This is a genomic window from Mucilaginibacter glaciei (assembly GCF_014773245.1).
In the GTDB taxonomy this organism is placed as follows: Bacteria; Bacteroidota; Bacteroidia; order Sphingobacteriales; family Sphingobacteriaceae; genus Mucilaginibacter; species Mucilaginibacter glaciei.
Map to the genome: position 1 here is coordinate 151,274 of NZ_JACWMX010000003.1, position 25,503 is coordinate 176,776.

A 25,503-nucleotide genomic window follows, 5' to 3' on the forward strand; every position below is an offset into this window, starting at 1 on the left:
TTTTTTGTGTCGATAAAAAAGCGTGTCATTGCGAGCGATAGCGCGGCAATCTTAGTATGTTGGAAAGATTGACTTTTTTATGGATGGTTTAGTATTTCAGTTAAAAGTGCGTGATGAATGAAAACAGCATCGTAGATTAGTGTTTCCACTCCTTAACATTAAACCCCGTTGCGATTGAGTCTCTATTAAAGGTGATTATAAGATCTTTTGCGTATATTGGATCTATATCCCACCCATAGTCCGTTATAATATTGTAGTAAAGTTTGTTGTCTTCTAATCCTGTTGATTTACCGAGCAACTCAATTATTTGTTTATAGCTTTGGCCTTTAATTTTATGATTTTTTACTACGTCGTCAAGCATTGATTTTCTATTGGGATACATTCCCAAGTCATTTCGCTCGCTCCACAAATTTTTGTCAAACTTTTGTTGGCAAGAGCTTAAGGCAAACAATAAAATCATTAGATAATATTTATTCATAATTATCTAAGAGAATAATCTTTCGGGTTTTTGTAGGCATGAATTATTGCAAGAATAATAATCAATTGTTTATCAGGATCAACTAAATAATGAACGTGAAAAGGAAACTGTTTTAGCAGCAGTGTCCTGACATTTTTATATTTAACCTGAAAACCTAAAGGTGTTCTGCCAATATGAACTTAAGCCTCTCTTATTCTGAATAAAAACAGCCTCGCAAGCTTCGGGGAAATTTCTTTATAATAATCAACGGCATTGATGATATCGCCCCTCACTCCGGGACGATTTACAAATTTGTAATTCACAGAGATTTCTCTATATCATTAAGCATGTTGTCAAAATCTTCTATATCCGTTTGGTTGGTGTAGTAGTCAGCCAATCGTTGATCAATTATATACGTTTGCCAAGAAGCAAGTTCAATAGTACTTACGGCCTCTTCCGTTTGTAGTTCCGCATACTTTTCTTTTAAAGTCTGCCATTCTTCTATAGGAATAAACACCCCCGTCGTATTTCCCTTATTGTCGTGAATAAATTGGAGATTCATATCCAAATGTTTAATGATCTGTTCAATCAAATTTACAGAAAATAAATATCTACACCAACTTCCGCATCGCCATAATATAGCCAATATGTAACCCTTCGTGGAAAGGTAAAAAGGCAATGGCATTTTCAATACTGGTTATTTCTACACCGTAGCGGGTGGTCCAGGCTGGATAGTTAGAAAAAAGGTGGGCATCATAATCTTTTTTAAGCTGCTCCAGGCTGCTAACAAATAAGGATTTTATTTCGTCCAACTCTTCAGTAGTAACAAATTTTTCGGGTTTGCTACCGGGCTTGTAAGCTTCAAAAAAGGTTTCATTTACCCAAGTGTCCTGCCCGGCGCGTTTATAACAGATAGCCTGATCGGTAGCTACCATGTGGCCCAGGTTCCAGATCAGGTTATTATTGTATCCCGCGGGGATAACATTTAATTGTTCAATCATAAAATCGTTTAGAATTTCAAGCACCTTCAACCGGGGCTGTTTAATGATCTCAATTTGTTTAGCTGTCATGATTCAAATATTGGATTTTTATCCGGATTTAGGCATAACAGACTATCACCAGGTACCGAATAACAAATAACTACGTTATAGCTTTTATTTTAACTTTGCAGTTCATCACCGTAAATGACATCTACCGAGGCAAGCCATCCTGTACAGTCTGATCAACCCATCTGGTATTTCATCTTATGCTGGACTTTGCTGAACGCCCTGCAAGCCTACACGCTTGAACTCCATGCTGACGAAGCTTATTATTGGCTCTTCGCCCAAAAGCTGGACTGGGGGTATTTTTACCATCCGCCGATGGTAGCGCTTTTTATTAAGATAGGGGATAGCCTGATACCGAATGAGTTGGGGCTTAGGTTGTTAACAGTTTTGAGCAATAGTTTGGCTATATACCTGTTATGGCTAATTGTTAAACGATACCAGGTTAGCGCCAGGTGGTTTATTTTGCTGGTGTCGGGGATATTGGTGTTTCATGTATACGGTTTTACCAGCACGCCCGATGCGCCGCTGTTTTTCTTCGCGGTGCTGTTTTATTATTTCTACCAAAAATATCTGGATAAGGATAGCTGGATCACCGCACTGATAATCGGTATCATCACTGCTTGTTTGCTGTACAGCAAGTATCATGGGGTATTGCTTATCGGTTTTACAGTGTTATCAAACCTAAAACTGTTTACGCGGAAAAGCTTTTACCTGGCGCTTGCAACAGGGGTGCTGCTATATATCCCGCATATACTTTGGCAGCAGGCGCATGGGTTCCCGGCGGTTAATTATAAGTTGTTCGAGCGATCTGCCGAGGGCGGGTATGATTTTTCATTCAGCTACGTTTTCTTAGGGGGGCAGTTGGCTTTAGGGGGAGTGTTAATAGGCTGGTATCTGTTCTATCGTGGCTTTACCACTAAAGTTACCGATGTGTTTATGCGCTCGTTGTTGGTTAATACTATCGGCACATTCGGGTTCTTTTTATTCAACACGCTAAAAGTAAATGTACAGCCGCATTACACGCTGATTGCCTTTGTGCCATTGGTAGTTTTGGTGCTGATCAGTTTAACCCGAAAAGGCAAAGAGTCCGTTTGGTTTTACAGGCTGGCTATCGCAAACGTAGTGCTTATCCTGTTCATCCGTTTGGCATTGATGAGCGGGTTGCCGTTTGTAAAACAGGTGGAGGCGCTAAAAAGCTATTTCGGTTTCCATGAATGGGCCGATAAGGTGCATCAAAAAGCAGGCAATGCCTTTGTGGTGATGGACGAGGGTTTTCAAAATCCGTCGAAATATTCTTATTACACGCGGTCGTTAAAAGGCTTTGCTTACGATTCGCGGTTTTACGGCCGCACTATGTTTGATATATGGCCGATGGAAGATAGTTTGCAGCACCAAAAGGTTTATTACCTGATGCAAAATAAAGTTGTCGGGTTAACCACCGATAGTATCAAATGCGAGGCTGGCACCTGGTATGGCGGCTGGGTTAATGATGCCCGCACGTATCAAAAGATCATCATAGGGCTCAAAACAACGGAGATAAAAGCGCACGCCGGGCAAAAAATAGAATTTGACCTTAACCTAACTAATCCTTACCCAATTGCTGTTAATTTTACCAACTTTGGGCAAACGAACCCCGTGGTGTTGGAGAGTTGTTTATTTAAAGGTGAAGATTTGATAGATGTACAAAAAGCCGGCAGCACTTTTAACAACATTGCGTTAGCAAATGGGCAAAGTAAACCCTACCGATTTAGTTTTATTACGCCTGATAAAAAGGGAACATACATTTTACTATTCTCGTTACGTACCGAACCGTTTGCCGGCAGCAAAAACAGCCCGCTGATAAAATTTACCATTGAATAAATTCAGGCATGATCAAAAAACTCTACTTTATTATACTACTTTGTTTCGCTACCAGAGCAGTTACCGCGCAAACCGTTGATGTGCATTTTAACGGCCTGGGTTTTTTTGATAACCGCGAATACAAGGAGTTTGTATTGCGCTCGCGTACCTACTCGGGTACGAGGCTCAATTTGGATGTGGGATTAAACCTGGATAGCGTACATCATTTTATTGTAGGCGTAAACGCCTTGCATGAGTTTGGTGCTAACCCTTTCTTTGTAAAGGTAAACCCCGTTGCCTATTACAGCTTTACGGGCAAAAATTGGCTGTTTAACGCGGGTGAGTTCCCGCGAGAGGGGCTGCTAACCGACTATCCCCGTGCCATGCTGAACGATACATTGCGCTACTATCGCCCTAATGTGGAGGGCTTGCTCACCAAATTCCATAGCGACCACGTATCAGAAACCATCTGGATAGATTGGGTGAGCCGACAAACCAATACCGACCGTGAGCAGTTTCTTTTCGGGTTTTCGGGTAAATACAAACCGGCTTTAAGAGGGCCGTTTTATGTGTCGCATTATTTCTTTTTACTGCACGATGCAGGGCCGGCAATTGCTATCCCTAACGACCATATCCAGGATAACGGCGCGGCGCAAATACGTTTGGGTTTAGATCTGAGCCATAAAACCATGCTTGACTCACTGACTTTCGAGGCCGGTGGGATGCTGTCATTAGAGCGCACCCGCGGTATCGACGGTTTCCAAAAACCAGCCGGCTTTGTAGCCAGCGCCTTTTTAAGTTACAAACGGTTTGCCCTATTTGATGAATTTTACAAAGGCCAGGGCCATAATGTAACCTTTGGTGATGCCTATTACCGTTACAAAACCTACAATCGGTTGGATATCATTTATACGCCGTTTTTATATAAGGGCCTGCGCGGTCAGTTTATACTGAGCTTTCACCAAACACCGGAGAGTAGCGGCAGTAACCAGGAAGCATTCCGGTTGACGTATGATATTGGCCGCAAACGCGTGGCCAAGTTTAAAGATTAACAAATCAAGCCAAAAAATATTAATTTTACGCCAGTTGCCTAAGTATGCCCCCACTGCCGCAGCCGGAATTTACACTATACATCTATTTTACTTCATGAAGAGGGGCATTTTACTATTGTTATTCGTGGCGTTTTTAACGCCCTTTAAATTATTCGCGCAAGAGAACCAATTCTCCGGTTGGGGGGCTATCTTCCATTCACAGCGGTTTGGTAAACACTGGGGGGCATCGTTCGACGGTCAGTTCCGTTCAGCCAGCCATTTTGATTATCTGCGTAATATCCTGCTGCGCCCATCCGTCAATTATCATTTCGATGGTAATAAAATGGTTGCTTTGGGTTATGCATACGTTACCTTAAATGGCCGCACAGCATCAGGCGATAAAACTTTTAGGCCCGAAAGCCGCATCTGGCAGCAGTTTACCATCAATACTAAATTTGGCAGCAATAATACTTTGCAGCACCGTTTTAGATTAGAGCAGCGTTTTTTGGGTAATACAACCAACACTAACAACCATTACTTTGCCCAGCGTTTGCGCTATTTTGCCCGTGCCATCGTTCCGTTTAAGCACGGACAGGCTTTTATAAAGGGGCCGTTTGCAGCCTTGCAAGACGAGATTTTTGTGAATGTGCAAAACAAAGAAAAGGTAAACAACCATTTTTTTGATCAAAACAGGGCTTATGCCGCTTTAGGTTACCGCATCCGCAAGGAGGTAGATGTAGAAGCGGGTTACCTCAATCAATATACCAAATCGGCAACAGCATACACCATCAACCACGTCATACAAGTAGCGTTTTATACGCGGTTTTAAAAGCAAAGGGCACTAAATACATTTGCCACCGCGTTAAAGATATTTACTATCTTGGCTTAATGCCCACACTCAGCAACGATCAGCACATACGGCAACTGGCCAATCTGGAACTGCTTGCCCGCCAAGTGGTAGAGGGGTTTATCACCGGCCTGCACCAAAGCCCGTTTCATGGTTTTTCGGTAGAGTTTGCTGAACACCGGCTGTATAACAATGGCGAGTCCGTAAAAAACATTGACTGGAAGTTACTGGCCCGTACCGATAAGCTATTTGTAAAGCAGTTTGAAGAAGAAACCAACCTCCGTTGCTATTTATTGCTGGATACGTCATCGTCTATGAACTTCCCGGAGGTTGGGATGAACAAGCTGCAATTCTCGGTTTACGCCATCGCCTCGTTAATGTATTTGTTCAAAAAACAGCGCGATGCTTTCGGGCTTTGCCTGTTTGCTGATAAAATGGAATGGATGAGCCAGGCACGCTCCACATCGGCACATCTGTTTTATTTGTATGCCGAACTGGAGCGCATGTATAATAATCCAAAGGTTAACACGGGTACCAATATATCGCAGGTATTACACCATATAGCCGGGCAGGTGCACCAGCGGTCGTTAGTGATCATCTTTAGCGATATGCTGGAGAATAGCATGAGTACCGAAAGGACCAACGCCCTTTTTGCCGCTTTGCAACATCTAAAATATAAAAAGCACGAAGTGGTAATTTTTAACGTAACCAGCAAACAGCACGAGGTTGACTTTAACTTTGATAACCGCCCCCATCATTTTGTAGACATAGAAACCGGCCAGCAAGTGCGGGTACACCCTAATAAGATTCGCGACAGTTATATATCATCATTAACCGAATACCGGCACCAGTTGGAGCTGAAATGTGCCCAGTACCACATTGATCTGGTGGATGCCGACATTAGCCAGGGCTACAACCAAATACTGCGCGAGTATCTGATCAAACGCAACCGCATGGTTTGACGTACGTAGTTGAGCGATCGGTTTTACTAACCTAAACCGTCCGTAGTTATTAATAAGCATGATCAGCTTTTATGAAATTATCCAAATCAAATCATCCATATTGGTGTTAAAAAGTTAAACGTATTTTTTTTAAGTATGAGATTATCCATCGAACGCAAGCCCATCAGGGTAAATCCCGATCCAAAACGTGTTATTGCCAGGTTTTTCTTTAATGGAAACGATCGCGCAAAAGAGGTTTTAGAACGGGTAATGAATATAAGCGAAGAGACAGCCTTTGGTATTATATCGCCGCTGTTGCAGGAGTACTCTAAACGCCACCGTAACATTACCCGCGTATTAAACCGCCATTGCAGCAAGTTAAAGCCGCTTTTTGTTGAATTGGGGATAGATTTTGACAGCCTTACAGTTAACCGCAAGCTGCTTATCGGATCTTATTTTACGCATGAGTATTCTATCGAGTCGGCGGCGTTTTTTAACCCGTCGATTGTAGAAGATCCTGATCAGGCCGAATTGGAAGAAGGGCAACGCCGCGTAATAATCAGTTTTAGGGCAGTAGGCGAGGGGCACATTTCCTCAATCACCTTCCGCCGTGCGCTGATAGATAAGGATAACCAAATAACCGTTTTACCGGCCGGTAACTATATTGACGAGGCCGAAATTGTACGTAACGCGGTTTACAACAAAAAGCTTTTCTTTGAGAAAGCCGCCATCACCCAAATCAATATTGATGTGATAGGTGAACTGGAAAGTAAGCTGGACCATCACTTCGAATACTCTAACCTGCGCCGTATTATATTAGACTCACAAAAGCTGCAGGAAAGCGACATGAAGAAACTGGAGTATGACAAAGTACTTTGGTTGGCTGATTCTTACTACGAGATCGTTTTCTCACTGGATACCGATATCTCTGACAGGGTGATCTTCCCGATATCTGAATACGAACGCAAAGGGATAGAGGATGCGCGCTTTGTACAATTTATGAATGAAGACGGCAGCTCTGTTTATTATGCTACCTACACGGCTTATGACGGCTCGCTCATCATGCCTAAGCTGTTACAAACCACCGATTTTTATAATTTTAAAATAATGCCTTTATACGGCGATGGTGCGCAGAATAAGAACCTGGCGCTGTTCCCCCGTAAAATAAACGGCAAGTTTGCGATGATCTCCCGGATAGACGGCTGTAATAACTATATCATGTATTCCGATAAGATCAATATCTGGGCTAAGCCTGAATTATTGCAAAAACCTAAATTTACCTGGGAATTTGTACAGATTGGTAATTGCGGCTCACCTATTGAAACGAAAGACGGTTGGATAGTGATTACCCACGGTGTAGGGCCTATGCGCCGCTACGTGCTGGGTGCAAGTTTGTTGAAGCTGGACGATCCCGCGGTAGAGATAGGCCGTTTAAGAGAACCGCTGTTGATTCCTAATAGCGATGAACGGGAAGGTTATGTACCCAACGTATTATACTCTTGCGGATCTATCGTACATAATAACAAACTGATCATACCTTACGGTATCTCCGACTCATCAACCTCATTTGCAGAAGTTGACCTTGACGAGTTGTTAGCCAAGTTTAAAGAAGACGGGATAGATTAATAATTATCATGTTTAGGAGCAGGATCCTGCAACAAATTTCCGCCCTCCTGAAACGTGGTTTTAAAGAGATAAGGCTCATCAGTTTTGGTGAGCTTTACTATTTTATAGCTATCCAGTAAGGTATTAACCAACGGTTTTAGAATAATAGGAAGATTAGGGTAATCGCACTTTACGTGGGTGCTTTGATTTTGTTCGGTAATGATCAGCTCGATCATCAACTCCTCGCCGCTGTGGCCGCGGGTGGGTTTAAGCTTCGCTAAGTTTATCCGTTGGATGTTTTGTTCTAAATTATCCCAATCTGCCTTCGCATATTGGCCCTCATAACTTCCCTTTAGCGCGGCATTTTTATCGCCAAAGTAATGATAGGCTAACGACCGCTTAATTTCTATGGCCGATAGACCACAGCCGCCGGGGCAATAGCCGATAGCAACAGACACACTTTTCAGTCTGTCGTCAGGCACACAACCCGAAAAGAGCACGATTACAGCGATATATCCTAACCATTTCATGTAGTACATAAGTTTTAGAAAAATATCATGTCATTGCGAAGAGCATAGCGATGTGGCAATCTCAGTGTATCCTTGTCCTATCAGATTGCCGCGCTATCGCTCGCAATGATATTTTTTTAACATGCTTATGCCAATATCTTTTTATACAACTCAAAATAATCATTTGCCATTTTCTCTCTAGAGAATTGGGAACTGGCCCAGTCAAAGCAATCGTTACGGTTAATTGATCCTAACTGATCTATCGCAGCTACGGCCTCATCAACCGTTTTTACTAAAAAGCCGGTTTCTTCATGCTTGATCAGCTCCGGCATCGAGCCTCTGTTGAAGGCAATGACCGGCGTACCGCATAGCATCGACTCGGCTACACTCATGCCAAAAGGTTCGTCGAAGCTAATGGGGTGCAACAAAGCGGCGGCGTGGCCCAACAGGTCGTTACGTTTATCAGGGCCTGCCTGGCCAACGTACTGGATCTGATCATTTAATTGTGGCTCTACCTTTTCCTTCCAATAATTCTCATCCTGGATAATGCCGGCTATCATCAACCGGCGATTGCTTTTTTTAGCTATCTCTATCGCTTCAGAAGCGCCTTTATGCGGGTGAATACGGCCAAAGTAAACCAGGTAGTCGTTAGGCTTTTCGGTAAATTTAAAATCTTTGGTATCTAAGCCATTGTAAACAGTTGCCAGGTAATCCAACTCGGGGCTACGGTCGGCGTTGCTGATTGATACGTAATGCCCGCGCGAATTATATTTTTTATAAACCGGGATGATCCTTGGCGATGAAAAGCCGTGAATAGTAGTAATTACCGGCGTTTTGATGAGCCCGGTATAAGTAAGCGGTAAAAAATCGAAGTTATTATGAATGATATCAAAATCATGCGCCTGCTCCATCAGGTTACTAATATGCAGGCACTCCAACACTTTAGCATCCTGCGTACGGTCTTCTTCATAACCGGTTGCGCAAACCGATTGTAAGGTACCCGCAGTTATGGAGTCGCCGGTAGCAAATAGTGTAACGTCAACGCCTAATTTTATTAATCCTTCGGCAATGTTGCTGGCTACCTGTTCCCAAGGGCCGTAGTGCCTGGGCGGTGTGCGCCAGGCAACGGGGGCTAATATGGCTGCTTTCATCGTGTTAAAGGATCTTTACTTTTTGTTCCTGATCCATCTTATTGTATTCGTGCTCCAGTTCAAACGCCTTTAAAACAGTCAGGTGCGATATCATATATGCCAGCGTACTTTCGGCACCCTGGTTACGGTTTATACCGGTTGGCAGCAAGCCGTCACAACATCCTTTGGTTTCATGGTCATACAATGGTGCACGCAGGGAGTTTTCACCCAGGAACCATTTGTAACACAGGAACATTTTTTCGATATACTGCGGTTTACGGAATATCTGGTAGGCCTGGAAATGCATCAGCACCATTGCCATTGTTTCGATGGCTTGCTGATCATATACAGGGAAGGTACCGCCCCGGCTGTACCAACCCTCGTTACCTACCGGGCTCAAATAGCCGTTAGCTAATGTAAGGTCATCTAAAAACGCCATCGTTTTTAACGCGATTTCTTTTGCACGTTCATTACCCGTTATTTCGCAGGAGTGTAAAAGAGCCAAAGGCATAATGGCATTATCGTAAGTCATCTTATCTTCAAACCATTCCCAATCATCGCTGCGGTTTTTATCATAGGCATCAATCAACGGCTGGGTAAGCTTTACCAACTCTTTCTGCATGCCTTCGTCGGTTGGGAAAGCCTGTAAATACAGACTCACGCCTATAATCGTATTTCCGATACCGCGAATGTGTTCTAATTTTTCGAAATGTTTAACCGATTTATGGAAGATCTCTACCGCGAATTCCCGGTACGAGTTGCTTGCCGCGCCGCTTATCAAATACCCTAAGGCCCAGATAGTACGGCCAAATGAATCTTCAGAACCTATCTCATCCAGGTACTGGCGGCTAAAGCTCAAAAAGTTACGGAAGTTACCATCCTCTGTTTGCATATAATGAATGAAACTCAGATATATCGGCAAAAGTTTAAAGGCTTCGTCGCTTTTATTGCGCTGATAAGCCATTAACGCCATGATCAGGGCGCGCACATTATCGTCCTGGCAGTAACCCTCTTTTAGGTTAGGGATACCATATTTGGCATGCTGTACAATTCCGGTATCATCCGTTAACCGGAATACATGCGTCAAGCTAAATTTGGGCAGTATCTCAGGGTCTACAATGCTGTTCTTTAAAATTTTATCGCTAAAGTCGTGCTCATTAGCAGCTTCCTGAGCAACTCTGATATATTCTGCACCTATAACCGGCCAGCGCAGATGACGGCCGTATTCATAAGCATTTTCCTTTAATTCGTTCAATACTTCATCATTATCCAATAATTCGTTGATGGTGTCAGCTAATTGGTCCGAGTCCTTGAAGTCGAACAGGCGCCCACGGTTATCATCCAGCAATTCGGTAGCGTGCCAGTAAGGGGTTGATACTACGGCAGCACCTGCGCCAACGGCATAGGATAACGTTCCGCTGGTGATTTGTGCCTCGTTCAGATATGGGGTAACATAGATCTCGGTAGCGGTCAAATAATCTATCAACTCATCTTCGGCTACAAATTTATTAATGAATGATAAATGCTGCGACACCTTTAACTGTGCTGCAAGGCTTTTCAAATGGTCACGGTATTCTTCACCCGAGTTTTTGATAACACCGGGGTGTGTGTTACCTAATACCACATACATTACATCCGGGTGTTTCTCAACAATTTTTGGTAAAGCCTTTACCACGGTCTCTAAACCTTTATTGCGGCTTAGCAGGCCGAAGGTTAACAATACGCGGTGGTTTTTAAACTGGCTCAGGCTTTTTACCGGGTTAACTTCCGGGGCTTCCAAATCTGGTACGCCATGTTCTATGATCTGGATCTTATCGGCAGGGACATCATAGATAGTGGTCAAAAACTCTACGGCACGCTTGCTCATCACGATGATCTTTGACGACTGCTCGGCAATTTCGCGGATGATGATGCGCTGCACGTAACTGGGCTCTTTAAGTATGGTATGTAAAATAGATATCAGCGGTTTTTCTAACCTGTTTATTAGCGGTAAAATATAAATACCACTCTCGCCCCCGTAAATTCCAAATTCATGTTCCAGTATAACCGCATCAACCGTACTTGAGTTAATGTAGTTAGCTGCGCGGATATAATCTTTCTGATGGTTTTGGCGGATAACGCATTTTACATCTGCAGGGTATTCATACTCCTGCATGTTTTCTGAATCGTTCAGGGCCACCACAAATCCTCCGTCAAGGATGTGTTTCCTATCGGGAAAGTTAGCGCCTATGGCAAGTTTAAGGTTGGTATTAAAAGTAGCGATACCGCATTCGCGGGGTGGATAGGTAGAAATGTAGGCTATTTTCATGTTTGAGTGCAAACTGTTAATTGTGAAGAGCAGTGATGTAAATAAGATTGTACAAGCATCCGCTCACCCTGACTTTAATACTATGCATTGCCCATGGTAAAACAAGGTTTATTGGACAATAAGCATATTAAGGTGCAGGTAAACCTATATGAGCATAAATTGTACCAAGTTAGCATTAAAGTGGTACTCTAAAGAGGAATATTGTAATGTAAAACCCATTAGATAAAAAGCACAGCAGTAGGGCTACGTTTTTTATAACCGGAATGCTATGGTTAGCGAATTTAAGCTGTATGCTCCTCGATAGCCGCTACAATCACCTTGCAGGCTTCGACGATCTGCTCTTCGGTAATGATAAGGGGTGGGGCCAGGCGCATGGAGTTACTGCAATGCAAAAACCAGTCGGTAATTACGCCGTTAGCTATGCAGGTATCGATGATCTTTTTATTGAGCTCGAAACTTTCAAATTCTAATGCCAGCATTAGGCCCTTGCCCCGAATAGATTTGATAGCCGGATGGTCGAGGTTTTTGCGGAGCAGAGCTTCTTTAGCGGGCATCTGTTCAATTAGCTTTTCATCCAGCAAAACTTCTAAGGCAGCCAGGCCTGCAGCACAGCAAACCGGATGGCCGCCAAAAGTGGTGATATGGCCCAAAAGAGGGTTTTCCTTAAAAACCTCCATTACACTTGCGTGTGCTACAAAGGCGCCGACAGGCATCCCACCGCCCAAAGCTTTGGCTAATAGTAATATATCGGGTACAATATCGAAATGTTCAAAAGAGAATAGCTTGCCGGTGCGGCCAAATGCGGCCTGGATCTCGTCCAATATCAGCAAAGTGCCTGTTTGTGTGCAACGTTCACGTAAAGCCTGCATGTAGGCCACATCCGGCACGCGGACACCGGCCTCGCCTTGGATGGTTTCCAAAATTACGCAGGCGGTGTGGTCGGTTATCAGTTGCAGGTCGTCATAATTGTTCAGGCTAATAAAATTGACCCCCGGTAATAGCGGTCGGTAGGCTTGCTTAAACTCTTCGTTACCCATTACGCTTAGTGCCCCGTGGGTGCTGCCGTGGTAAGAATTATGGAACGATATGATCTGTTGCCTGCCTGTAAAGCGTTTGGCCAGCTTTAATGCACCTTCAACGGCTTCGCCGCCAGAGTTGGTGAAGTAAACAGAGTTTAATCTATCGGGCAGGATGGATACCAGTTTTTCGGCAAAGCGCACCTGCGGCGTTTGCACGTATTCGCCGTATACCATCAGGTGCATATATTTATCTACCTGGGCTTTTATAGCAGCAATGACTTTAGGGTTGCTATGGCCGAGGTTACTTACGCCAATGCCCGATATCAGATCAATATGTGCCTTCCCTTCGGTATCGTACATATAAACGCCCTCGGCGCGCTCAAATTCGAGCAGCAACGGGAAATGTGTTGTTTGAGCGTTATTGTTTAGGAAAAGCTGGCGAAGAGTGAGCAAATTATTTAGTGAATTAGTGATTGATTGAATTAGTGATTTTAAAACTCAAATGCAAAAATCGGCAATATGATTGAAACTTAAAGCATCAATCACTAAAACACTAATTCAACAAATCACTAATTAATTCCCCGCGCGGATGCTGCGTTCGTTGAGCTGGCGCTTTACTTCGTCGTTAAACTCACGCTCGCTCTTATAAAGCAAGTTAACCTTATCGGCAGGGAGTATTTTCAGAAACTCATCCCGATAGTGCTTTTTAATGCTCACAACCTGGCTGTCATAAGCTAACTCCTTGTCAATTTGCTCGGTGCCGCTAACCTGCGCGTTTTGGTTATTCATGCGCCTTAAAATAAGTACGGCGGTTAATTGCTCCTGGTATTGGTTATAAAGGGGCCAAAATTTGCTTGCATCGGCTTCACTTAAGGCCAACTGCTGCGACAAAAACCTGTTGCGGGCAGCGTAAAGCTTTGGGTTGCGTTTTACCCTTAAATTTGCATTAGGTATAGTATTGCCGGCACTGCCGCGAAAATTACTACGCAGGTTCTCTGCCTGTGCAAATGTTTCATCATTACCAAGCCCCATTATCACTAATGCAGAAAAGAAGTATTTGAGCAATTTGTTCATTTAAAATGTTATTGATTAAGCTCTATATAATCCTGAAGATTTGCATCAAGCGCATCAGTATTAATTTGCTTATCGTTTTCTATTAACGGATCGCTGCCCTCTGCACGCAGGTCCAGATAATCCTCTATTTCGTTTACAGGCACACCAGATAATTCGGTATGCAGGTAGGTATGTGTATGTGTTACCGGCGCAGCAGCCTGCCTTAAAAATACACCGGCACCAATTATTAAAGTAAGGCATGCCGCAGTTGCATATTTAAATGTGTTTGATGCCCACAACTTTCGCACAATTGTTTTACGGATAACCATATCCTGGTTAACGGTTTTGTTTAAAATGCTTTTGTTAAGCTGTTCAAAATAATCATCAGGAACGGTAAACTCCGGCTTGCCGGCTTCAAATGCCTCTTCAACCGCTATGCGGGCAGCTATTTGGCTTTGCAGGTTTTCAAAGTATCCGGCAGGCACACTAAAGCTGGTTTCGTCCGCTTTAGCGGCGGCTTCCAAATTAATACGGCTTTGGATATTGTTAGTCAACTGCTCAAAATAACCTTCGGGCACTGCAAAACTTTGCTCGTTTGCATTAACAGCTTCTAACTTTACCCGGCTTTGAATGTTGCTGTTCAGCTGTTCAAAGTAACCCTGAGGAACGGCAAAGCCAGGCTGTTCTTTTTCTACAGCCGCTTCTATGTTGATGCGGCTTTGGATATCAGCACTCAGGTTATCAAAATAATTTGCAGGGACAGTAAAGCCCTGTGCCGGGTTGTTCGTATTAAATTCTTCTATTGCTATGAGGGATAAAATGCGCTGGCCGGCTTGTTCAAAGTAGCTGACAGGCACTGTGAACGGGTTATTTTTGGTAACCTGTTTAAGTGACATTTCTTCGTCAGCCCACTCTTTATTCTCCATATCGCTTTTCATACTCTTTTATAGATGAATAATTCTCTCAAAGGTTTAATGCTAATTTAAAAATTATCCAGAATTTAATCAGTATTGGTGATGAATGCCTCTATCTTTTTTACCGCGAGGTGGAAAGATGCCTTTAAGGCCCCAACGCTGGTACCTAAAACATCGCTCATCTCCTCATATTTCATATCGTCAAAATACTTCATGTTAAAAACAAGCCGCTGTTTATCGGGCAGGGTTAGTATGGCATCCTGCAATTTACGCTGTATTTGGTCGCCGCTAAACTGATCAGAACTGGCCAGCGTATCTGCCAGTGAAAAATCAACGTCATCAAGCGATATATTGTTCTTTTGCTTCTTTTTATTCAGAAAGGTAATGCACTCATTGGTAGCAATACGGTACATCCAGGTGTATAACTGCGCATCGGCACGGAAGCCCGGCAGGTTTTTCCAAACCTTGATAAAAACATCCTGCACCAGGTCATCGGCATCGTCATGGTCTATCACCATGCGGCGCACGTGCCAGTATATTTTTTGTTGATACTTTTTAAGCAACAGGTTAAAAGCTTCGTTGCGTGTGCTATCTTCCCTGAATTTGCTGAGTATCTCTTCGTCTTCTACCTGAGTGGACATCTATTAGAATTTATTCTCTTAAATAAATATAACGCGTTTTTGTTTTAGATATGTTTATTTGACGGTTATCCCACCAGGTCTAAAACCTGTTGCGACGACGCCTTGGTATCTACCTTATCAATCACCTGGTCTATAATGCCATCGCCATTGATCAGGAACGTTTTACGGGCAGTACCCATATACTTTTTGCCGTACATATTCTTTTCTACCCAAACACCGTAAGCCTCTACAATGCTATGTTCGGTATCGGCAATTAATGTAAAGGGCAGTTGGTATTTGCTTTCGAATTTTTTGTGCGATTTTTCATCATCCACGCTAACGCCTATCACCTCAAAACCCTTACCGACCAATGATTGGTAATTGTCCCTGAAATCACATGACTCTGCCGTGCATCCCGGAGTATCATCTTTTGGATAAAAATACAAAATCACGTTTTTACCCTTGTAATCTGACAGGGAAACGGGTGCGCCATTTTGGTCATTAGCTGTAAAATCGGGGGCTTTATCGCCTTTTGTAAGTGTTGCCATTTTGTTACTTATTAAATTCTGCCTTGTAGGCGGATGTGTTGTTTTTCCAGTCGACCGCCACCAGTTCAAAGTTATGCTTACCTGGTGCAATATCGTTATTAAAGGTATAACTATATAGCTTTGTTTTATAACTCTGTTGTAGCAGCACCCATTTACCATCAATTTTTGCGGTAACGGATTTTACGCCCGAAAGATTATCGCCTACACGTAAATTGATGGCCTTTTCCAAACGCATATTGCCGCCATCGCGGATGTTAATCGGGGTAATTACAGGCGGCACGGTATCTATGCGGATATAAAAATCGCCAAAATTACGGGCCTTTGCTTTTACAAAACCACCCTCCCAGGTACCGCCAACGCTTCCTGCTGCCGCGTTCACCACAACTGCCTTGTCGGCATATGCGCCCAAATTTATATCGGGTTTTATCCAGATCTCGAACTCGTCATGGATAGGAGTGAACTTATTATGGATTCTGTGTGTGACAGAATACGCGCCGGGTTTAGCAGGCTGGGCCGAATAGATAAAATCAAGGTTGTCATATAAATTGCCCGGCATGATGGTAACGTGTACCTTATCGTTCACAAACTCACTCTTTTGATCGAATCGTAGCCATTTACCAACCGGTTTATCGGGCGTGAAATTGTTAGGGGATGATTTTACCTTTAATTTAAGTGATGAAGTATTACCTGCTACATCCTTTACGATGTATTCTACCTCATGCTCGGCATCATCGTTAAAAACTAAAACGCCCTGGTTAATGGATTGCGGATAGAGCGAAATTCGGCTGCCCGGTAATATAAAGCACTTTTGCATCCACCTGTGCGATGTTAAAAAGGCCGGGTAATCGATATAAGCATTAATGGCATGCGTTTGATCAAACGCGAAACGCTCTACCGCGAAAGTGTAAAAGGTTTTGCCATCCAGCTTTAATTCAAGCGAGTATAAGCCGTTTTTGTTGAAGGATGCGCTGTTCATATCCGTTACCCCGATAGCAAAGCCAATGTTGCCGCTCAGGTTCAAAGTTTGCGGTTTAAGCAGGCGGTAATTGCCGGCCGCCCCGGTAACCGGTAAAAACTCCTTTGGCGTTTTCTCGCTGAAGGGATTGCCGTTCAGGTGATAAATGCCAATACTGGTAATGGCAGGGGAGATGTTATCCGGAATGGTTAAGCCGAATAGTTGCGGGTTGATAGTTTCCTGCGTGGCGGTGTCCCTGATCTCAAAGTGTAAATGCGGGCCTGCCGATGCACCCTCGTTACCGGATACGGCTACTACATCGCCTTTGGTCACCTTAAATAATCCCGGCGGTAAAGGGATATCGGCCTCAAAAGTTTGAAACTTGTATTGATAATCGCGAATGTATTTAGCTACTTCGGGCGTAAAACTGGCAATGTGCCCATAAACCGTGGTGTAACCTGCCGGATGAGTTAGATACAACGCCTGGCCAAAGCCCCCAAACTGGATCCGCACGCGCGACACATAACCATCTGCAACGGCGTGTACCGGGTAGCCCGTGCGCTGGTTGGTCTTAAAATCTAAACCCGAATGGAAATGGTTTGGCCTTAATTCGCCAAAGGCACCAGCAGTGCTGGGCGGCAGGTCAAGCGGGTAGCGGAAATAATCTTTCGGGTAGGGTTTGCTTTGAATGGTTTCCTGGGCCCGGGTGGTGGCGGATAAAAGTACTGCAAGTACTATTAAAAAGAACTTGTTATTTCGGACTGCAGAAATGAATGCAATTCGGATAGTTTGCAAGGTGTTTTTGTTAACAGCTAATGAACAGGATTGCTCCGTGTTCCTCGTTCGGAATGGCATAATAGTTTATTAGAAGTAAGCTTAACTGTAATGCTTAGTTAATGTTTTCGCGCAAAGGCGCTAAGGCGCAAAGATTTCAATTTTGATAAGCAGCCAGCGTCGATATGTGAAAAGATTACTTAACGTAAAAGTCAAGTAGTTTGGTACCTTCTAAAAAACCCTCCAGGTGATCGCCTATGTTTACTTTGGCAACGCCAGCCGGTGTGCCGGTGTAAATCAGGTCGCCTTTTTTAAGGGTAATATATTGTGATACAAAGGCGATGATGCGCTCAAACGAAAAAAGCAGATGTTTGGTATTACCTTGTTGCCTTATCTCGCCGTTCACATCTAAATTAAAATTTATTTGATACAGATCTGCAAACTGGCTTTTAGGCACAAAATTGCTCACCGGTGCCGACCCGTCAAATGCTTTGGCCAATTCCCAGGGCAGGCCTTTTTCTTTGTGTTTAGTCTGTATGTCGCGCGCGGTAAAGTCGATACCCAGTGCTATCTCTTCATAATAGTTAGCGGCAAATTTTTCGTTCACATGCTTGCCCTCTTTGCTCACCTTCAGTACTATCTCTATCTCGTGGTGTACATCCTGCGAAAATTCGGGGTGGTAAAACGGTTTGTTATCCTTTAACAAAGCCGTATCCGGCTTCATAAATATCACCGGGGTGCTTGGTACGGGGTTATTTAATTCTTTGGCATGCTCGGCATAGTTGCGGCCAATGGCTATTATTTTCATAGAAGCCGAATTTAGAAACTCTGCGGGCTAAATCAAAGAAATAAAATATTGCATGGTAGTAGTCGGCTTTTACCCTACAGGGATAGTTTGAAAAGCAAAAAATATTAAAGGGAATGAAGGATATACCGCCTATAAAACAGAGATCCGTTTGTTAATGGATTCGGAACCGGCCATTATGCGCAGGAAATAAAAACCGCGGGTTAGCCTGTTATTTACATTATAAGTAATGTTTTGCTCGCCGTTCTCTACACGTTGGCTAAACAGCGTTACCACATCATTACCCAATACATCCATTATTTTAACGTTTACAAAGGCATTACGCGATACATTATATTTAACATTAATGATCTCGGTAACGGGGTTAGGGTATATCTGCACGTTGGTAAGCAGCTTGTCGTCGTTACGGGGGATACTGATCTTAGTGGTTGATATAACGGCAGGCTTAATCGGCGGCAAAGCCAGGTGTAACGTATTTTTAAATAACGTGGCCTTTGGCTTGCTTCGCAGCAGCTTTAAGTATGATGTATCGTTTTTTTGGGCAACAACTCCTTTCGCAAGCGCAACATTTACAGCTATTGCCAGCGCAATTACGGTAAACCAGGAATTTAGATAAGTAAATTTTCTACCCATAGTATTATTACGCAAAAGTATAAATAAACTGCTCAGCATTTTTATACATGTATCAATATTAAATATTTTTAACATTTTTTAACAAAATACGCATTTGTCAGTTAACCTAATTATCTGACTTGTACGAATATTGATAGTTTAAGTTGTAATGGTTTTTTTTTAATAGTTTTGCATCCTCTTATAAAATATAGTGTCAAATCATAAAGATCTACAAAAACTAACGGCCGCCGGCCTCCTGATTAGTTTAGGAATAATCTACGGTGATATAGGTACCTCACCTCTATATGTGTTCAAGGCCATCATAGGGTCAGAGCATTCATCAAATTCACAACCTATTACGCAAGCATTGGTTTTAGGGGGTGTTTCGCTTATTTTTTGGACACTTACCCTGCAAACTACTTTAAAGTATGTGGTGATAACGCTGCGTGCCGATAACAAGGGCGAGGGCGGTATTTTCTCTCTCTTTTCATTGGTTAGGCGTAAAGCAAAATGGTTAATAGTGCCTGCAGTTGTTGGTGGGTGTGCTTTGCTGGCCGATGGTATCATTACACCACCAATTACCATCTCGTCGGCAATTGAGGGGCTACAAGTCTACTACCCGCAGCTGCCCACCGTTCAAATTGTTATTGCCATTATAGCGGGCTTGTTTATTATTCAGCAATTCGGTACATCATTGGTAGGTAAGGCATTTGGGCCAATTATGTTCATTTGGTTTACTATGATGGGCGTTTTGGGGCTATCCTATATCATACAATCGCCGGGGATACTTAAAGCTTTAAACCCTTATTATGCATACCAGTTACTCACCTCAAGCACCTACGATGCGTTTATTATATTAGGTGCGGTTTTCTTATGTACTACAGGTGCCGAGGCTTTATATTCAGATTTGGGCCATTGTGGCCGCGATAATATCCGTATCAGCTGGATATATGTTAAAACCTGTTTAGTATTTAACTACCTGGGGCAGGCGGTTTGGCTGTTACAGCGCGAAGGTAAGGTGATAGACCTGAGTGTGAATAACCCTTTCTATAAGATAATGCCCGATTGGTTCCTTATTTTCGGGATCGGTATCGCTACCATTGCAGCAGTTATTGCCAGCCAGGCGCTTATATCGGGCTCGTTTACGCTAATTGCAGAGGCGGTTCGTTTAAACCTTTGGCCAAAAGTGCGCATCAATTATCCGTCAGAACAAAAGGGCCAGTTGTACGTGCCCAGCGTAAACTGGTTGTTGTGTGCAGGCTGTATCGGCGTGGTGTTGTTATTTCAGCATTCGGCAAAGATGGAGGCTGCGTATGGGTTAAGTATTACCGTAGCCATGTTAATGACCACCATCCTGGTGTCGAAATTCCTGCAACGCAAAAAGATCCCCGCTTATATTATAGGTACGTTTTTAGTATTATACCTGCTTATCGAGGGTACATTCCTGATGGGTAACCTGGTTAAATTTGTACACGGCGGTTGGTTTACGCTTTCTATCGGGTTGGTACTGTTTATCGTAATGTGGACCTGGCATACTGCCCGCCGCATCAAAAACCGCTACGTAAAGTTTATTGAGATTGATGATTACTTTAACATCATCAAAGAAATGAGTGAGGACGAAAGCGTGCCCAAATATGCATCGCAACTGGTATATTTAACCAGCGCAAACTTCAATTCAGAAATAGAATCAAAGATCATTTATTCCATTTTACAAAAACAACCTAAACGTGCCGACGTATACTGGCTGGTACATGTTGATGTGGTGGATGAGCCGTACAAACGCGAATACGAGGTTGACTTTTTAGTGCCTGGTAAATTGATCCGTATCGATTTTAAACTTGGTTTCAGGGTAGAGCAACAGATCAACCTGTTATTCCGCAAAGTAGTGGAAGATTTGGTTAAGGGGGGTGAAATTGATATTACCAGCCAATACCCATCGTTAAATAAACATAAAATTGTTGGCGATTTTAGGTTTGTAGTGATCGAAAAAGTTTTATCGCGCTCGCATAACCTGTCGTTTTTTGAACGGGTGATCATGTTCATTTACGGTGAATTAAAAAAGGTAAGCTTGTCTGAAGAGCGCAACTTTGGCCTCGACCTGAGTTTTGTAACGGTCGAAAAAGTGCCGTTGATGCTTACCTCGCCCGATACCGTAAATATTCAGCGGGTAACCGCTTCGCCACACGGCCGGATCTAATATTTAAAGCCTGATTTAAACGATCAGGCTTTTTTATTTCAATCTTTCGGTGTTGCTGAACTTGTTTCAGCAACCCTCATGCAACGCATCTGTAAGTTTGTTATCTTTCCGGAGAGATGCCGAAATGAATTAGGCATGACAGGGCACGAGCGGCGAAGGTAACTCACCCCGGATTCGCTAAGCTGTCCGACCCTCTCTTCGCTAAAGCGAAAAGAGGGTTATGAAAAAAGACGAAAGAATTTACTCTTGCAGTCGCTCAGCTCCGGCCGAGTGACTTGGTATTATAAGCCTCCGGCCGCCACAACAAATGTTGGCAGCTGAAAAATATCTTAACTCTCCTGCAGTCGCTCGGCTCCGGCCGAGTGACTTGGTATTATAAGGCCTCCGGCCGCCTCAGGTGAAGTGGGACGCTACAAAATTTTCATCCGAAGTTAGCCAGGCGACTGGTACCAACTAAAAAAGCCGGCTATTAACCGGCTTCTACAAATCTTAAAGTTTAATATTATCGCGCTAATTTGGCATTGTCGCCTTTGCCCATCACGCTGTGCTTGTAGCCATAGCTAAAATAAATCACCAGGCCTATAATGAGCCAGGCAAGGAAACGGATCCAGCTTTGGTATTCCAGTTCGGCCATCAAGTAAAAACAACTAACCAATCCTAAAACAGGGATTAACGACAGTTTTTTGATGTAGGCCAGCACCGTTAAGGTAGCCGATAGCAAGATGAACAAGAAATAAGGGAATTTTTCGTGCAGGTTATCGCCGCTAAAAAGGCCTGCCACTTTCCCGTGGAATGCGGCAACGCCAATCACAAATAGCACAGGTACAATATACTGCGAGTTGATATACGGCAAATGAAACTTACCCTTTACGGCAGCTTCGCGCGGTAATAACAGTACGCCGCCGCAAACCAGCACAAAAGCAAACAGGGTGCCTATACTGGTTAAGTTTGTAACCTCGGTAAGGTTAAGGAACAGGGCAGGTATGGCCACTACAAAACCGGTTACGATAGTGGCAAACGATGGTGTATGGAACTTAGGATGAATGCGCGAAAACGCCTTGGGCAGCAAACCGTCGCGGCTCATGCTCATCCATATACGGGGTTGCCCTAACTGGAAAATAAGCAATACGCTTGCGGTAGCCACCACCGCGCTGATAGAGATCACGTAGCTGATCTTTTTTAAACCAACCTTGGCAAAAACAAAGGCCAGCGGGTCGCCAACCTGAAGGTCTTTATAGTTCACCATGCCGGTGAGCACCAAGGCTATCAGTATGTACAGAACGGTACAGATAATAAGCGAATAGATCATACCGCGGGGTAGGTCGCGCTGTGGGTTCTGGCATTCTTCGGCAGTAGTTGATATGGCATCGAAACCTATGTAGGCGAAAAATACGCCCGATACGCCCTTCATCACCCCACCAAAACCGTTAGGTAAAAATGGATGCCAGTTAGCCGGTGTAACATAAAAGAAACCGATAACGATCACCGCTATCACGATGGCTATCTTTAAATAAACCATGGCGTTAGTAGCCTTTTTAGTTTCGCGTATACCGATATAAACCAGGTAAGTGATCAAAAATACGATACCCAGCGCCGGTATATTAGCGATGAATTTGATGTTGCCTGCACCCGGTGCAGTTGCCCATGCCGATGCGGCAATCTTCATCCGGTCGGTAATTTCAGCTAAATTTCCGCTGGCGGTGAATTGCTGGATCTTTTCATGCGCTGTGTAGGCCGAAAAGTAATCCATCGTGAGGTAAGTAGGCATATGGATCCTGAAACCCTCCAGCAGGTTTACAAAATACTCGCTCCATGAGATGGCTACAGCTATGTTGCCGATGGCATATTCCATCAGCAGGTCCCAGCCAATGATCCAGGCGATCAATTCGCCAAAAGAAGCGTAGGCATAAGTGTACGCGCTGCCCGCAACCGGGATACGCGATGCAAACTCGGCATAACAAAGGGCCGAAAACCCGCAGGTGATAGCTGTTAATACAAAGAGTAAGGTAACACCGGGACCACCGTTAAAGGATGCCTCGCCAATAGTAGAGAAAATACCTGCACCAACTACTGCCGCAATCCCCATCAGGGTTAAATCTTTTACATTCAGGGCTTTTTCTAACTGCGAGGCCGAACCCGGGTGCTCGCTATCGCTGAAACCGTTGGCAACATCGGCCAGTATTTTATCTACAGACTTCCGGCGAAATATGCTTTTAGACATTAATTTGATCAGTTTAGTTCTTCAAAACCAAACATAACCAAATTTTTGCAATGAAAAACTATATGCTTTACTTTGTGCTACATGAATAAAGGCGCCGGGGATGTTTTATATAAGGTAAGGTTTTTCCTGATACCGTACATCGTTTTGCTATGTGGCTGCCTGATCATCAAATTGCTTTATACCCGCCCCGAGATCTATTTTGCGGTTAACAGACTTTACAGTTATTGGGCAGATGCTATTGCGCCCTACATTACCGATATCGGCGACGGCACTACTATAATTATTTTATCGGTGATACTGGCACTCTTTAGTTACCGCCCTGCTTTTTTGCTAATTACCAGTTATGCCATTACCTCATTAACCGCGCAGGCCTTAAAGTACGCGTTTGATGCGCCCCGTCCCAAGGTTTACTTTGAGCATGAGCTGAGTAAGATCCACTTTGTAAAGGGGCTTTACATCCTTACCGTGCATAGCTTCCCGTCGGGGCATACAGTTACAGCGTTTTCGGCAGGGATGGTGCTCACCTACCTGCTAAAAAATAAGCAATGGGGGATACTGTTTTTTGTGGTTGCCGTACTGGTTGGTTACTCGCGGATGTACTTAAGCCAGCATTTTTTTGAGGATGTGATGGCAGGATCTGTAGTGGGCGTAATGGTTACAGTGCTCTGGCTAAGCTGGGTAGACCGCCGCGAATTTCTAAGCAGCCCCCGATGGATCCGGGGGCTGCTTAGAAAAGGGGATTAAGCCTCTTCCTGGTTTTTCTTTCTGCGCTGTACTACAACAATCACAATGATCAGGATTAATATACCGCCGCCGATAAGCCCGTATTTAAGGCCCGGCGAGATGCCTTTGGCATTGCTTAAGTATTGGTCCGTACGCTTAAGTTCTGGCGATAATTTGATGGAGCTGCTGAAAGCTTTGTACTCTTCTTTTATCAGGTCCTGGCGGGCCTCTTCATAAAAATACTCGAGCGTGTAGGTTACTTCCTGGGTATAAATAACAATAAAGTTGCGCAGTTTTACGCCCGAACCATCGTTGGTAGACAAGGTGAACGTTTTGGCCTTCAGGTGGCCGATGGTGGTATCGCGTACATATTGCGCGCTTCCTTTCGACTGGCCCTTAATGCCGTTGATATAATCTTTAAGCACCTTATTCAAGTCGCGCTCTTTTTTCAGGGGTTTGTTACCCTCTGCATTGGGTGCGCGGATCACCACCATGTAGCCGTACTGACTATTGCCGGATACATTGGTTTGCCCTAATGTATCTTTACGAACATATTTCTCCGGTAATGATACCGTAACCAGGCTGTCTATCTTGACGGGTACCAATTTTTGAGCGAAGCCTGCAACTGTAAGCAGGACAAGGCTTAAACTTATGAGTATCTTTTTCATAGATGGAGTAACTTGAAAAACACACATAAGTTTTGAAACGATAGGTAATTATGAACTTAGTATAATAATACTTGCCTGTTTTTAACCATCATGATAATAATTATCGCGAGAGTTTTAGGAGTCTTGAACGGTTATATTGCTGCAACAGTAGCGGGCAAATGTTGTAAATAACATTAAAACCAAGGATGGATGCACCCATGGCATAATGCGTGGTAATTATGGCGTAACCGGCCGTAAGTAAAAAGAATACAAAGCAAAGCAAATGATAACGCTCATACATGGCAACCGTACGCATATAGTTAGCCGCAGTAGATTTATTCCTGATCAGCGCGTATTGTGGAGCGTTCTTTTTAATGAACCGATTGACTAACTCGCCGTTTTGCACAAACTTGCGAAAGAATTTTACGCCAAGCCGCTCGTACAGCCCCGGTTTATCACTTAGCTGTAAGATGCGGGCGGGCAAAAGCAGGCTAACTACACTAATGCCGATAAACAAGCAACAGGTACGCATATCGTTTATCCCTACCCAAAAGCCAATAACCGGGATAAAGCAAATTATCGTCCAGAAGAAATTGATGGCCTGGTTCATAGGGTTAAATAAATTGGTGAATTACAAAAGGATTTAGCAATACCTTAATTGAATAGCACTGATATATTAGTGAAAAGAATACTACGCCTTTG

24 protein-coding genes are annotated in these 25,503 nt (G+C 43.6%); 7 read left to right on the forward strand and 17 right to left on the reverse strand.

Translation table 11 applies throughout. The features are described 5' to 3' along the window. Positions 1-136: 136 nt before the first annotated feature. The 3 genes from IDJ76_RS08225 to IDJ76_RS08235 all read right to left on the reverse strand — a co-directional run bounded on the left by IDJ76_RS08225 (position 137) and on the right by IDJ76_RS08235 (position 1,527). Complete coding sequence (locus tag IDJ76_RS08225) at positions 137-478, reverse strand: hypothetical protein (RefSeq protein WP_191162645.1); 342 nt, start codon at positions 476-478, stop codon at positions 137-139. A gap of 298 nt (positions 479-776) precedes the next feature. Then, positions 777-1,019, reverse strand: coding sequence for a hypothetical protein (locus tag IDJ76_RS08230; RefSeq protein WP_191162647.1), 243 nt, complete (start codon positions 1,017-1,019; stop codon positions 777-779). A gap of 49 nt (positions 1,020-1,068) precedes the next feature. Beyond that, positions 1,069-1,527, reverse strand: a complete 459-nt coding sequence (locus IDJ76_RS08235; RefSeq protein ID WP_191162649.1) for a DinB family protein — start codon at positions 1,525-1,527, stop codon at positions 1,069-1,071. Positions 1,528-1,641: 114 nt separating this feature from the next. Here IDJ76_RS08235 and IDJ76_RS08240 point away from each other — a divergent pair, with 114 nt between their 5' ends. From IDJ76_RS08240 to IDJ76_RS08260, 5 genes are all read left to right on the forward strand, one after another. After that, the gene (locus IDJ76_RS08240; RefSeq protein ID WP_191162651.1) at positions 1,642-3,363 is read left to right on the forward strand and encodes an ArnT family glycosyltransferase; all 1,722 of its coding nucleotides are present in this window, start codon (positions 1,642-1,644) and stop codon (positions 3,361-3,363) included. 8 nt (positions 3,364-3,371) lie between these two features. Then, positions 3,372-4,394, forward strand: coding sequence for a hypothetical protein (locus IDJ76_RS08245; protein ID WP_191162653.1), 1,023 nt, complete (start codon positions 3,372-3,374; stop codon positions 4,392-4,394). A gap of 94 nt (positions 4,395-4,488) precedes the next feature. After that, positions 4,489-5,202: a DUF2490 domain-containing protein gene (locus tag IDJ76_RS08250; RefSeq protein WP_191162654.1), complete on the forward strand. Its 714-nt coding sequence runs from the start codon at positions 4,489-4,491 to the stop codon at positions 5,200-5,202. A 59-nt stretch (positions 5,203-5,261) separates the two neighbouring features. Beyond that, positions 5,262-6,182, forward strand: a complete 921-nt coding sequence (locus IDJ76_RS08255; protein ID WP_191162656.1) for a DUF58 domain-containing protein — start codon at positions 5,262-5,264, stop codon at positions 6,180-6,182. Positions 6,183-6,317: 135 nt separating this feature from the next. Then, on the forward strand, positions 6,318-7,787 hold the full coding sequence (locus IDJ76_RS08260; RefSeq protein ID WP_191162658.1) for a glycoside hydrolase family 130 protein: 1,470 nt from the start codon (positions 6,318-6,320) through the stop codon (positions 7,785-7,787). Here IDJ76_RS08260 and IDJ76_RS08265 read toward each other — a convergent pair. The 11 genes from IDJ76_RS08265 to IDJ76_RS08315 all read right to left on the reverse strand — a co-directional run bounded on the left by IDJ76_RS08265 (position 7,784) and on the right by IDJ76_RS08315 (position 19,034). After that, positions 7,784-8,296, reverse strand: a complete 513-nt coding sequence (locus tag IDJ76_RS08265; RefSeq protein WP_191162661.1) for a DUF6438 domain-containing protein — start codon at positions 8,294-8,296, stop codon at positions 7,784-7,786. The genes IDJ76_RS08260 and IDJ76_RS08265 overlap by 4 nt on opposite strands. Positions 8,297-8,421: 125 nt before the next feature. Next, complete coding sequence (locus tag IDJ76_RS08270; protein ID WP_191162663.1) at positions 8,422-9,426, reverse strand: glycosyltransferase family 4 protein; 1,005 nt, start codon at positions 9,424-9,426, stop codon at positions 8,422-8,424. 4 nt (positions 9,427-9,430) lie between these two features. Continuing rightward, a complete protein-coding gene (locus IDJ76_RS08275) occupies positions 9,431-11,713 on the reverse strand; it encodes a glycosyltransferase family 4 protein (RefSeq protein ID WP_191162665.1) in 2,283 nt (760 codons plus the stop codon). A gap of 281 nt (positions 11,714-11,994) precedes the next feature. Continuing rightward, positions 11,995-13,185, reverse strand: a complete 1,191-nt coding sequence (locus IDJ76_RS08280; protein WP_191162667.1) for an aspartate aminotransferase family protein — start codon at positions 13,183-13,185, stop codon at positions 11,995-11,997. Between the two features lie 120 nt (positions 13,186-13,305). Beyond that, positions 13,306-13,806, reverse strand: coding sequence for a hypothetical protein (locus IDJ76_RS08285; RefSeq protein WP_191162669.1), 501 nt, complete (start codon positions 13,804-13,806; stop codon positions 13,306-13,308). An 8-nt stretch (positions 13,807-13,814) separates the two neighbouring features. After that, positions 13,815-14,723 (reverse strand): hypothetical protein, encoded by a 909-nt coding sequence (locus IDJ76_RS08290; protein WP_191162671.1) that lies wholly within the window; start codon positions 14,721-14,723, stop codon positions 13,815-13,817. Positions 14,724-14,785: 62 nt separating this feature from the next. Beyond that, positions 14,786-15,340, reverse strand: coding sequence for an RNA polymerase sigma factor (locus tag IDJ76_RS08295; RefSeq protein WP_191162673.1), 555 nt, complete (start codon positions 15,338-15,340; stop codon positions 14,786-14,788). 65 nt (positions 15,341-15,405) lie between these two features. Then, positions 15,406-15,867: a thioredoxin-dependent thiol peroxidase gene (bcp, locus tag IDJ76_RS08300; RefSeq protein ID WP_191162675.1), complete on the reverse strand. Its 462-nt coding sequence runs from the start codon at positions 15,865-15,867 to the stop codon at positions 15,406-15,408. Between the two features lie 4 nt (positions 15,868-15,871). After that, on the reverse strand, positions 15,872-17,677 hold the full coding sequence (locus tag IDJ76_RS08305) for a M23 family metallopeptidase (protein ID WP_191162677.1): 1,806 nt from the start codon (positions 17,675-17,677) through the stop codon (positions 15,872-15,874). A gap of 115 nt (positions 17,678-17,792) precedes the next feature. Beyond that, positions 17,793-18,404, reverse strand: coding sequence for a fumarylacetoacetate hydrolase family protein (locus IDJ76_RS08310; RefSeq protein WP_191162679.1), 612 nt, complete (start codon positions 18,402-18,404; stop codon positions 17,793-17,795). Between the two features lie 129 nt (positions 18,405-18,533). Continuing rightward, on the reverse strand, positions 18,534-19,034 hold the full coding sequence (locus IDJ76_RS08315; protein WP_191162681.1) for a T9SS type A sorting domain-containing protein: 501 nt from the start codon (positions 19,032-19,034) through the stop codon (positions 18,534-18,536). A gap of 190 nt (positions 19,035-19,224) precedes the next feature. On the opposite strand from IDJ76_RS08315, the gene IDJ76_RS08320 reads away from it, so the two are divergent. Beyond that, positions 19,225-21,210: a KUP/HAK/KT family potassium transporter gene (locus IDJ76_RS08320; RefSeq protein WP_191162684.1), complete on the forward strand. Its 1,986-nt coding sequence runs from the start codon at positions 19,225-19,227 to the stop codon at positions 21,208-21,210. Between the two features lie 502 nt (positions 21,211-21,712). Here the strand turns inward: IDJ76_RS08320 and IDJ76_RS08325 are convergent. Then, on the reverse strand, positions 21,713-23,431 hold the full coding sequence (locus tag IDJ76_RS08325) for an amino acid permease (protein ID WP_191162686.1): 1,719 nt from the start codon (positions 23,429-23,431) through the stop codon (positions 21,713-21,715). An 81-nt stretch (positions 23,432-23,512) separates the two neighbouring features. Here IDJ76_RS08325 and IDJ76_RS08330 point away from each other — a divergent pair, with 81 nt between their 5' ends. Continuing rightward, positions 23,513-24,175 carry a phosphatase PAP2 family protein gene (locus IDJ76_RS08330; protein ID WP_191162688.1) on the forward strand — a complete coding sequence of 221 codons (663 nt, stop codon included), beginning with the start codon at positions 23,513-23,515 and terminating at the stop codon, positions 24,173-24,175. On the opposite strand, the gene IDJ76_RS08335 is transcribed toward IDJ76_RS08330, so the two are convergent. Next, on the reverse strand, positions 24,172-24,822 hold the full coding sequence (locus IDJ76_RS08335) for a hypothetical protein (RefSeq protein WP_191162690.1): 651 nt from the start codon (positions 24,820-24,822) through the stop codon (positions 24,172-24,174). The two genes, IDJ76_RS08330 and IDJ76_RS08335, sit on opposite strands and share 4 nt — an antisense overlap. A gap of 100 nt (positions 24,823-24,922) precedes the next feature. Continuing rightward, positions 24,923-25,411, reverse strand: coding sequence for a glycosyl-4,4'-diaponeurosporenoate acyltransferase CrtO family protein (locus IDJ76_RS08340; protein ID WP_191162693.1), 489 nt, complete (start codon positions 25,409-25,411; stop codon positions 24,923-24,925). Positions 25,412-25,503: the final 92 nt, after the last annotated feature.

Excerpts from the sequence above, each read along its gene's own strand:
- IDJ76_RS08230 (WP_191162647.1), bottom strand. The coding sequence starts at position 1,019 with ATGAATCTCCAATTTATTCACGACAATAAGGGAAATACGACGGGGGTG.
- IDJ76_RS08270 (WP_191162663.1), bottom strand. The coding sequence starts at position 9,426 with ATGAAAGCAGCCATATTAGCCCCCGTTGCCTGGCGCACACCGCCCAGG.
- IDJ76_RS08340 (WP_191162693.1), bottom strand. The coding sequence starts at position 25,411 with ATGAACCAGGCCATCAATTTCTTCTGGACGATAATTTGCTTTATCCCG.
- IDJ76_RS08295 (WP_191162673.1), bottom strand. The coding sequence starts at position 15,340 with ATGTCCACTCAGGTAGAAGACGAAGAGATACTCAGCAAATTCAGGGAA.
- IDJ76_RS08260 (WP_191162658.1), top strand. The coding sequence starts at position 6,318 with ATGAGATTATCCATCGAACGCAAGCCCATCAGGGTAAATCCCGATCCA.
- IDJ76_RS08330 (WP_191162688.1), top strand. The coding sequence starts at position 23,513 with ATGAATAAAGGCGCCGGGGATGTTTTATATAAGGTAAGGTTTTTCCTG.
- IDJ76_RS08245 (WP_191162653.1), top strand. The coding sequence starts at position 3,372 with ATGATCAAAAAACTCTACTTTATTATACTACTTTGTTTCGCTACCAGA.
- IDJ76_RS08235 (WP_191162649.1), bottom strand. The coding sequence starts at position 1,527 with ATGACAGCTAAACAAATTGAGATCATTAAACAGCCCCGGTTGAAGGTG.
- IDJ76_RS08315 (WP_191162681.1), bottom strand. The coding sequence starts at position 19,034 with ATGGGTAGAAAATTTACTTATCTAAATTCCTGGTTTACCGTAATTGCG.
- IDJ76_RS08310 (WP_191162679.1), bottom strand. The coding sequence starts at position 18,404 with ATGAAAATAATAGCCATTGGCCGCAACTATGCCGAGCATGCCAAAGAA.
- IDJ76_RS08240 (WP_191162651.1), top strand. The coding sequence starts at position 1,642 with ATGACATCTACCGAGGCAAGCCATCCTGTACAGTCTGATCAACCCATC.
- bcp (WP_191162675.1), bottom strand. The coding sequence starts at position 15,867 with ATGGCAACACTTACAAAAGGCGATAAAGCCCCCGATTTTACAGCTAAT.
- IDJ76_RS08335 (WP_191162690.1), bottom strand. The coding sequence starts at position 24,822 with ATGAAAAAGATACTCATAAGTTTAAGCCTTGTCCTGCTTACAGTTGCA.
- IDJ76_RS08225 (WP_191162645.1), bottom strand. The coding sequence starts at position 478 with ATGAATAAATATTATCTAATGATTTTATTGTTTGCCTTAAGCTCTTGC.
- IDJ76_RS08325 (WP_191162686.1), bottom strand. The coding sequence starts at position 23,431 with ATGTCTAAAAGCATATTTCGCCGGAAGTCTGTAGATAAAATACTGGCC.
- IDJ76_RS08305 (WP_191162677.1), bottom strand. The coding sequence starts at position 17,677 with ATGCCATTCCGAACGAGGAACACGGAGCAATCCTGTTCATTAGCTGTT.
- IDJ76_RS08275 (WP_191162665.1), bottom strand. The coding sequence starts at position 11,713 with ATGAAAATAGCCTACATTTCTACCTATCCACCCCGCGAATGCGGTATC.
- IDJ76_RS08290 (WP_191162671.1), bottom strand. The coding sequence starts at position 14,723 with ATGAAAAGCGATATGGAGAATAAAGAGTGGGCTGACGAAGAAATGTCA.
- IDJ76_RS08255 (WP_191162656.1), top strand. The coding sequence starts at position 5,262 with ATGCCCACACTCAGCAACGATCAGCACATACGGCAACTGGCCAATCTG.
- IDJ76_RS08265 (WP_191162661.1), bottom strand. The coding sequence starts at position 8,296 with ATGAAATGGTTAGGATATATCGCTGTAATCGTGCTCTTTTCGGGTTGT.
- IDJ76_RS08285 (WP_191162669.1), bottom strand. The coding sequence starts at position 13,806 with ATGAACAAATTGCTCAAATACTTCTTTTCTGCATTAGTGATAATGGGG.
- IDJ76_RS08250 (WP_191162654.1), top strand. The coding sequence starts at position 4,489 with ATGAAGAGGGGCATTTTACTATTGTTATTCGTGGCGTTTTTAACGCCC.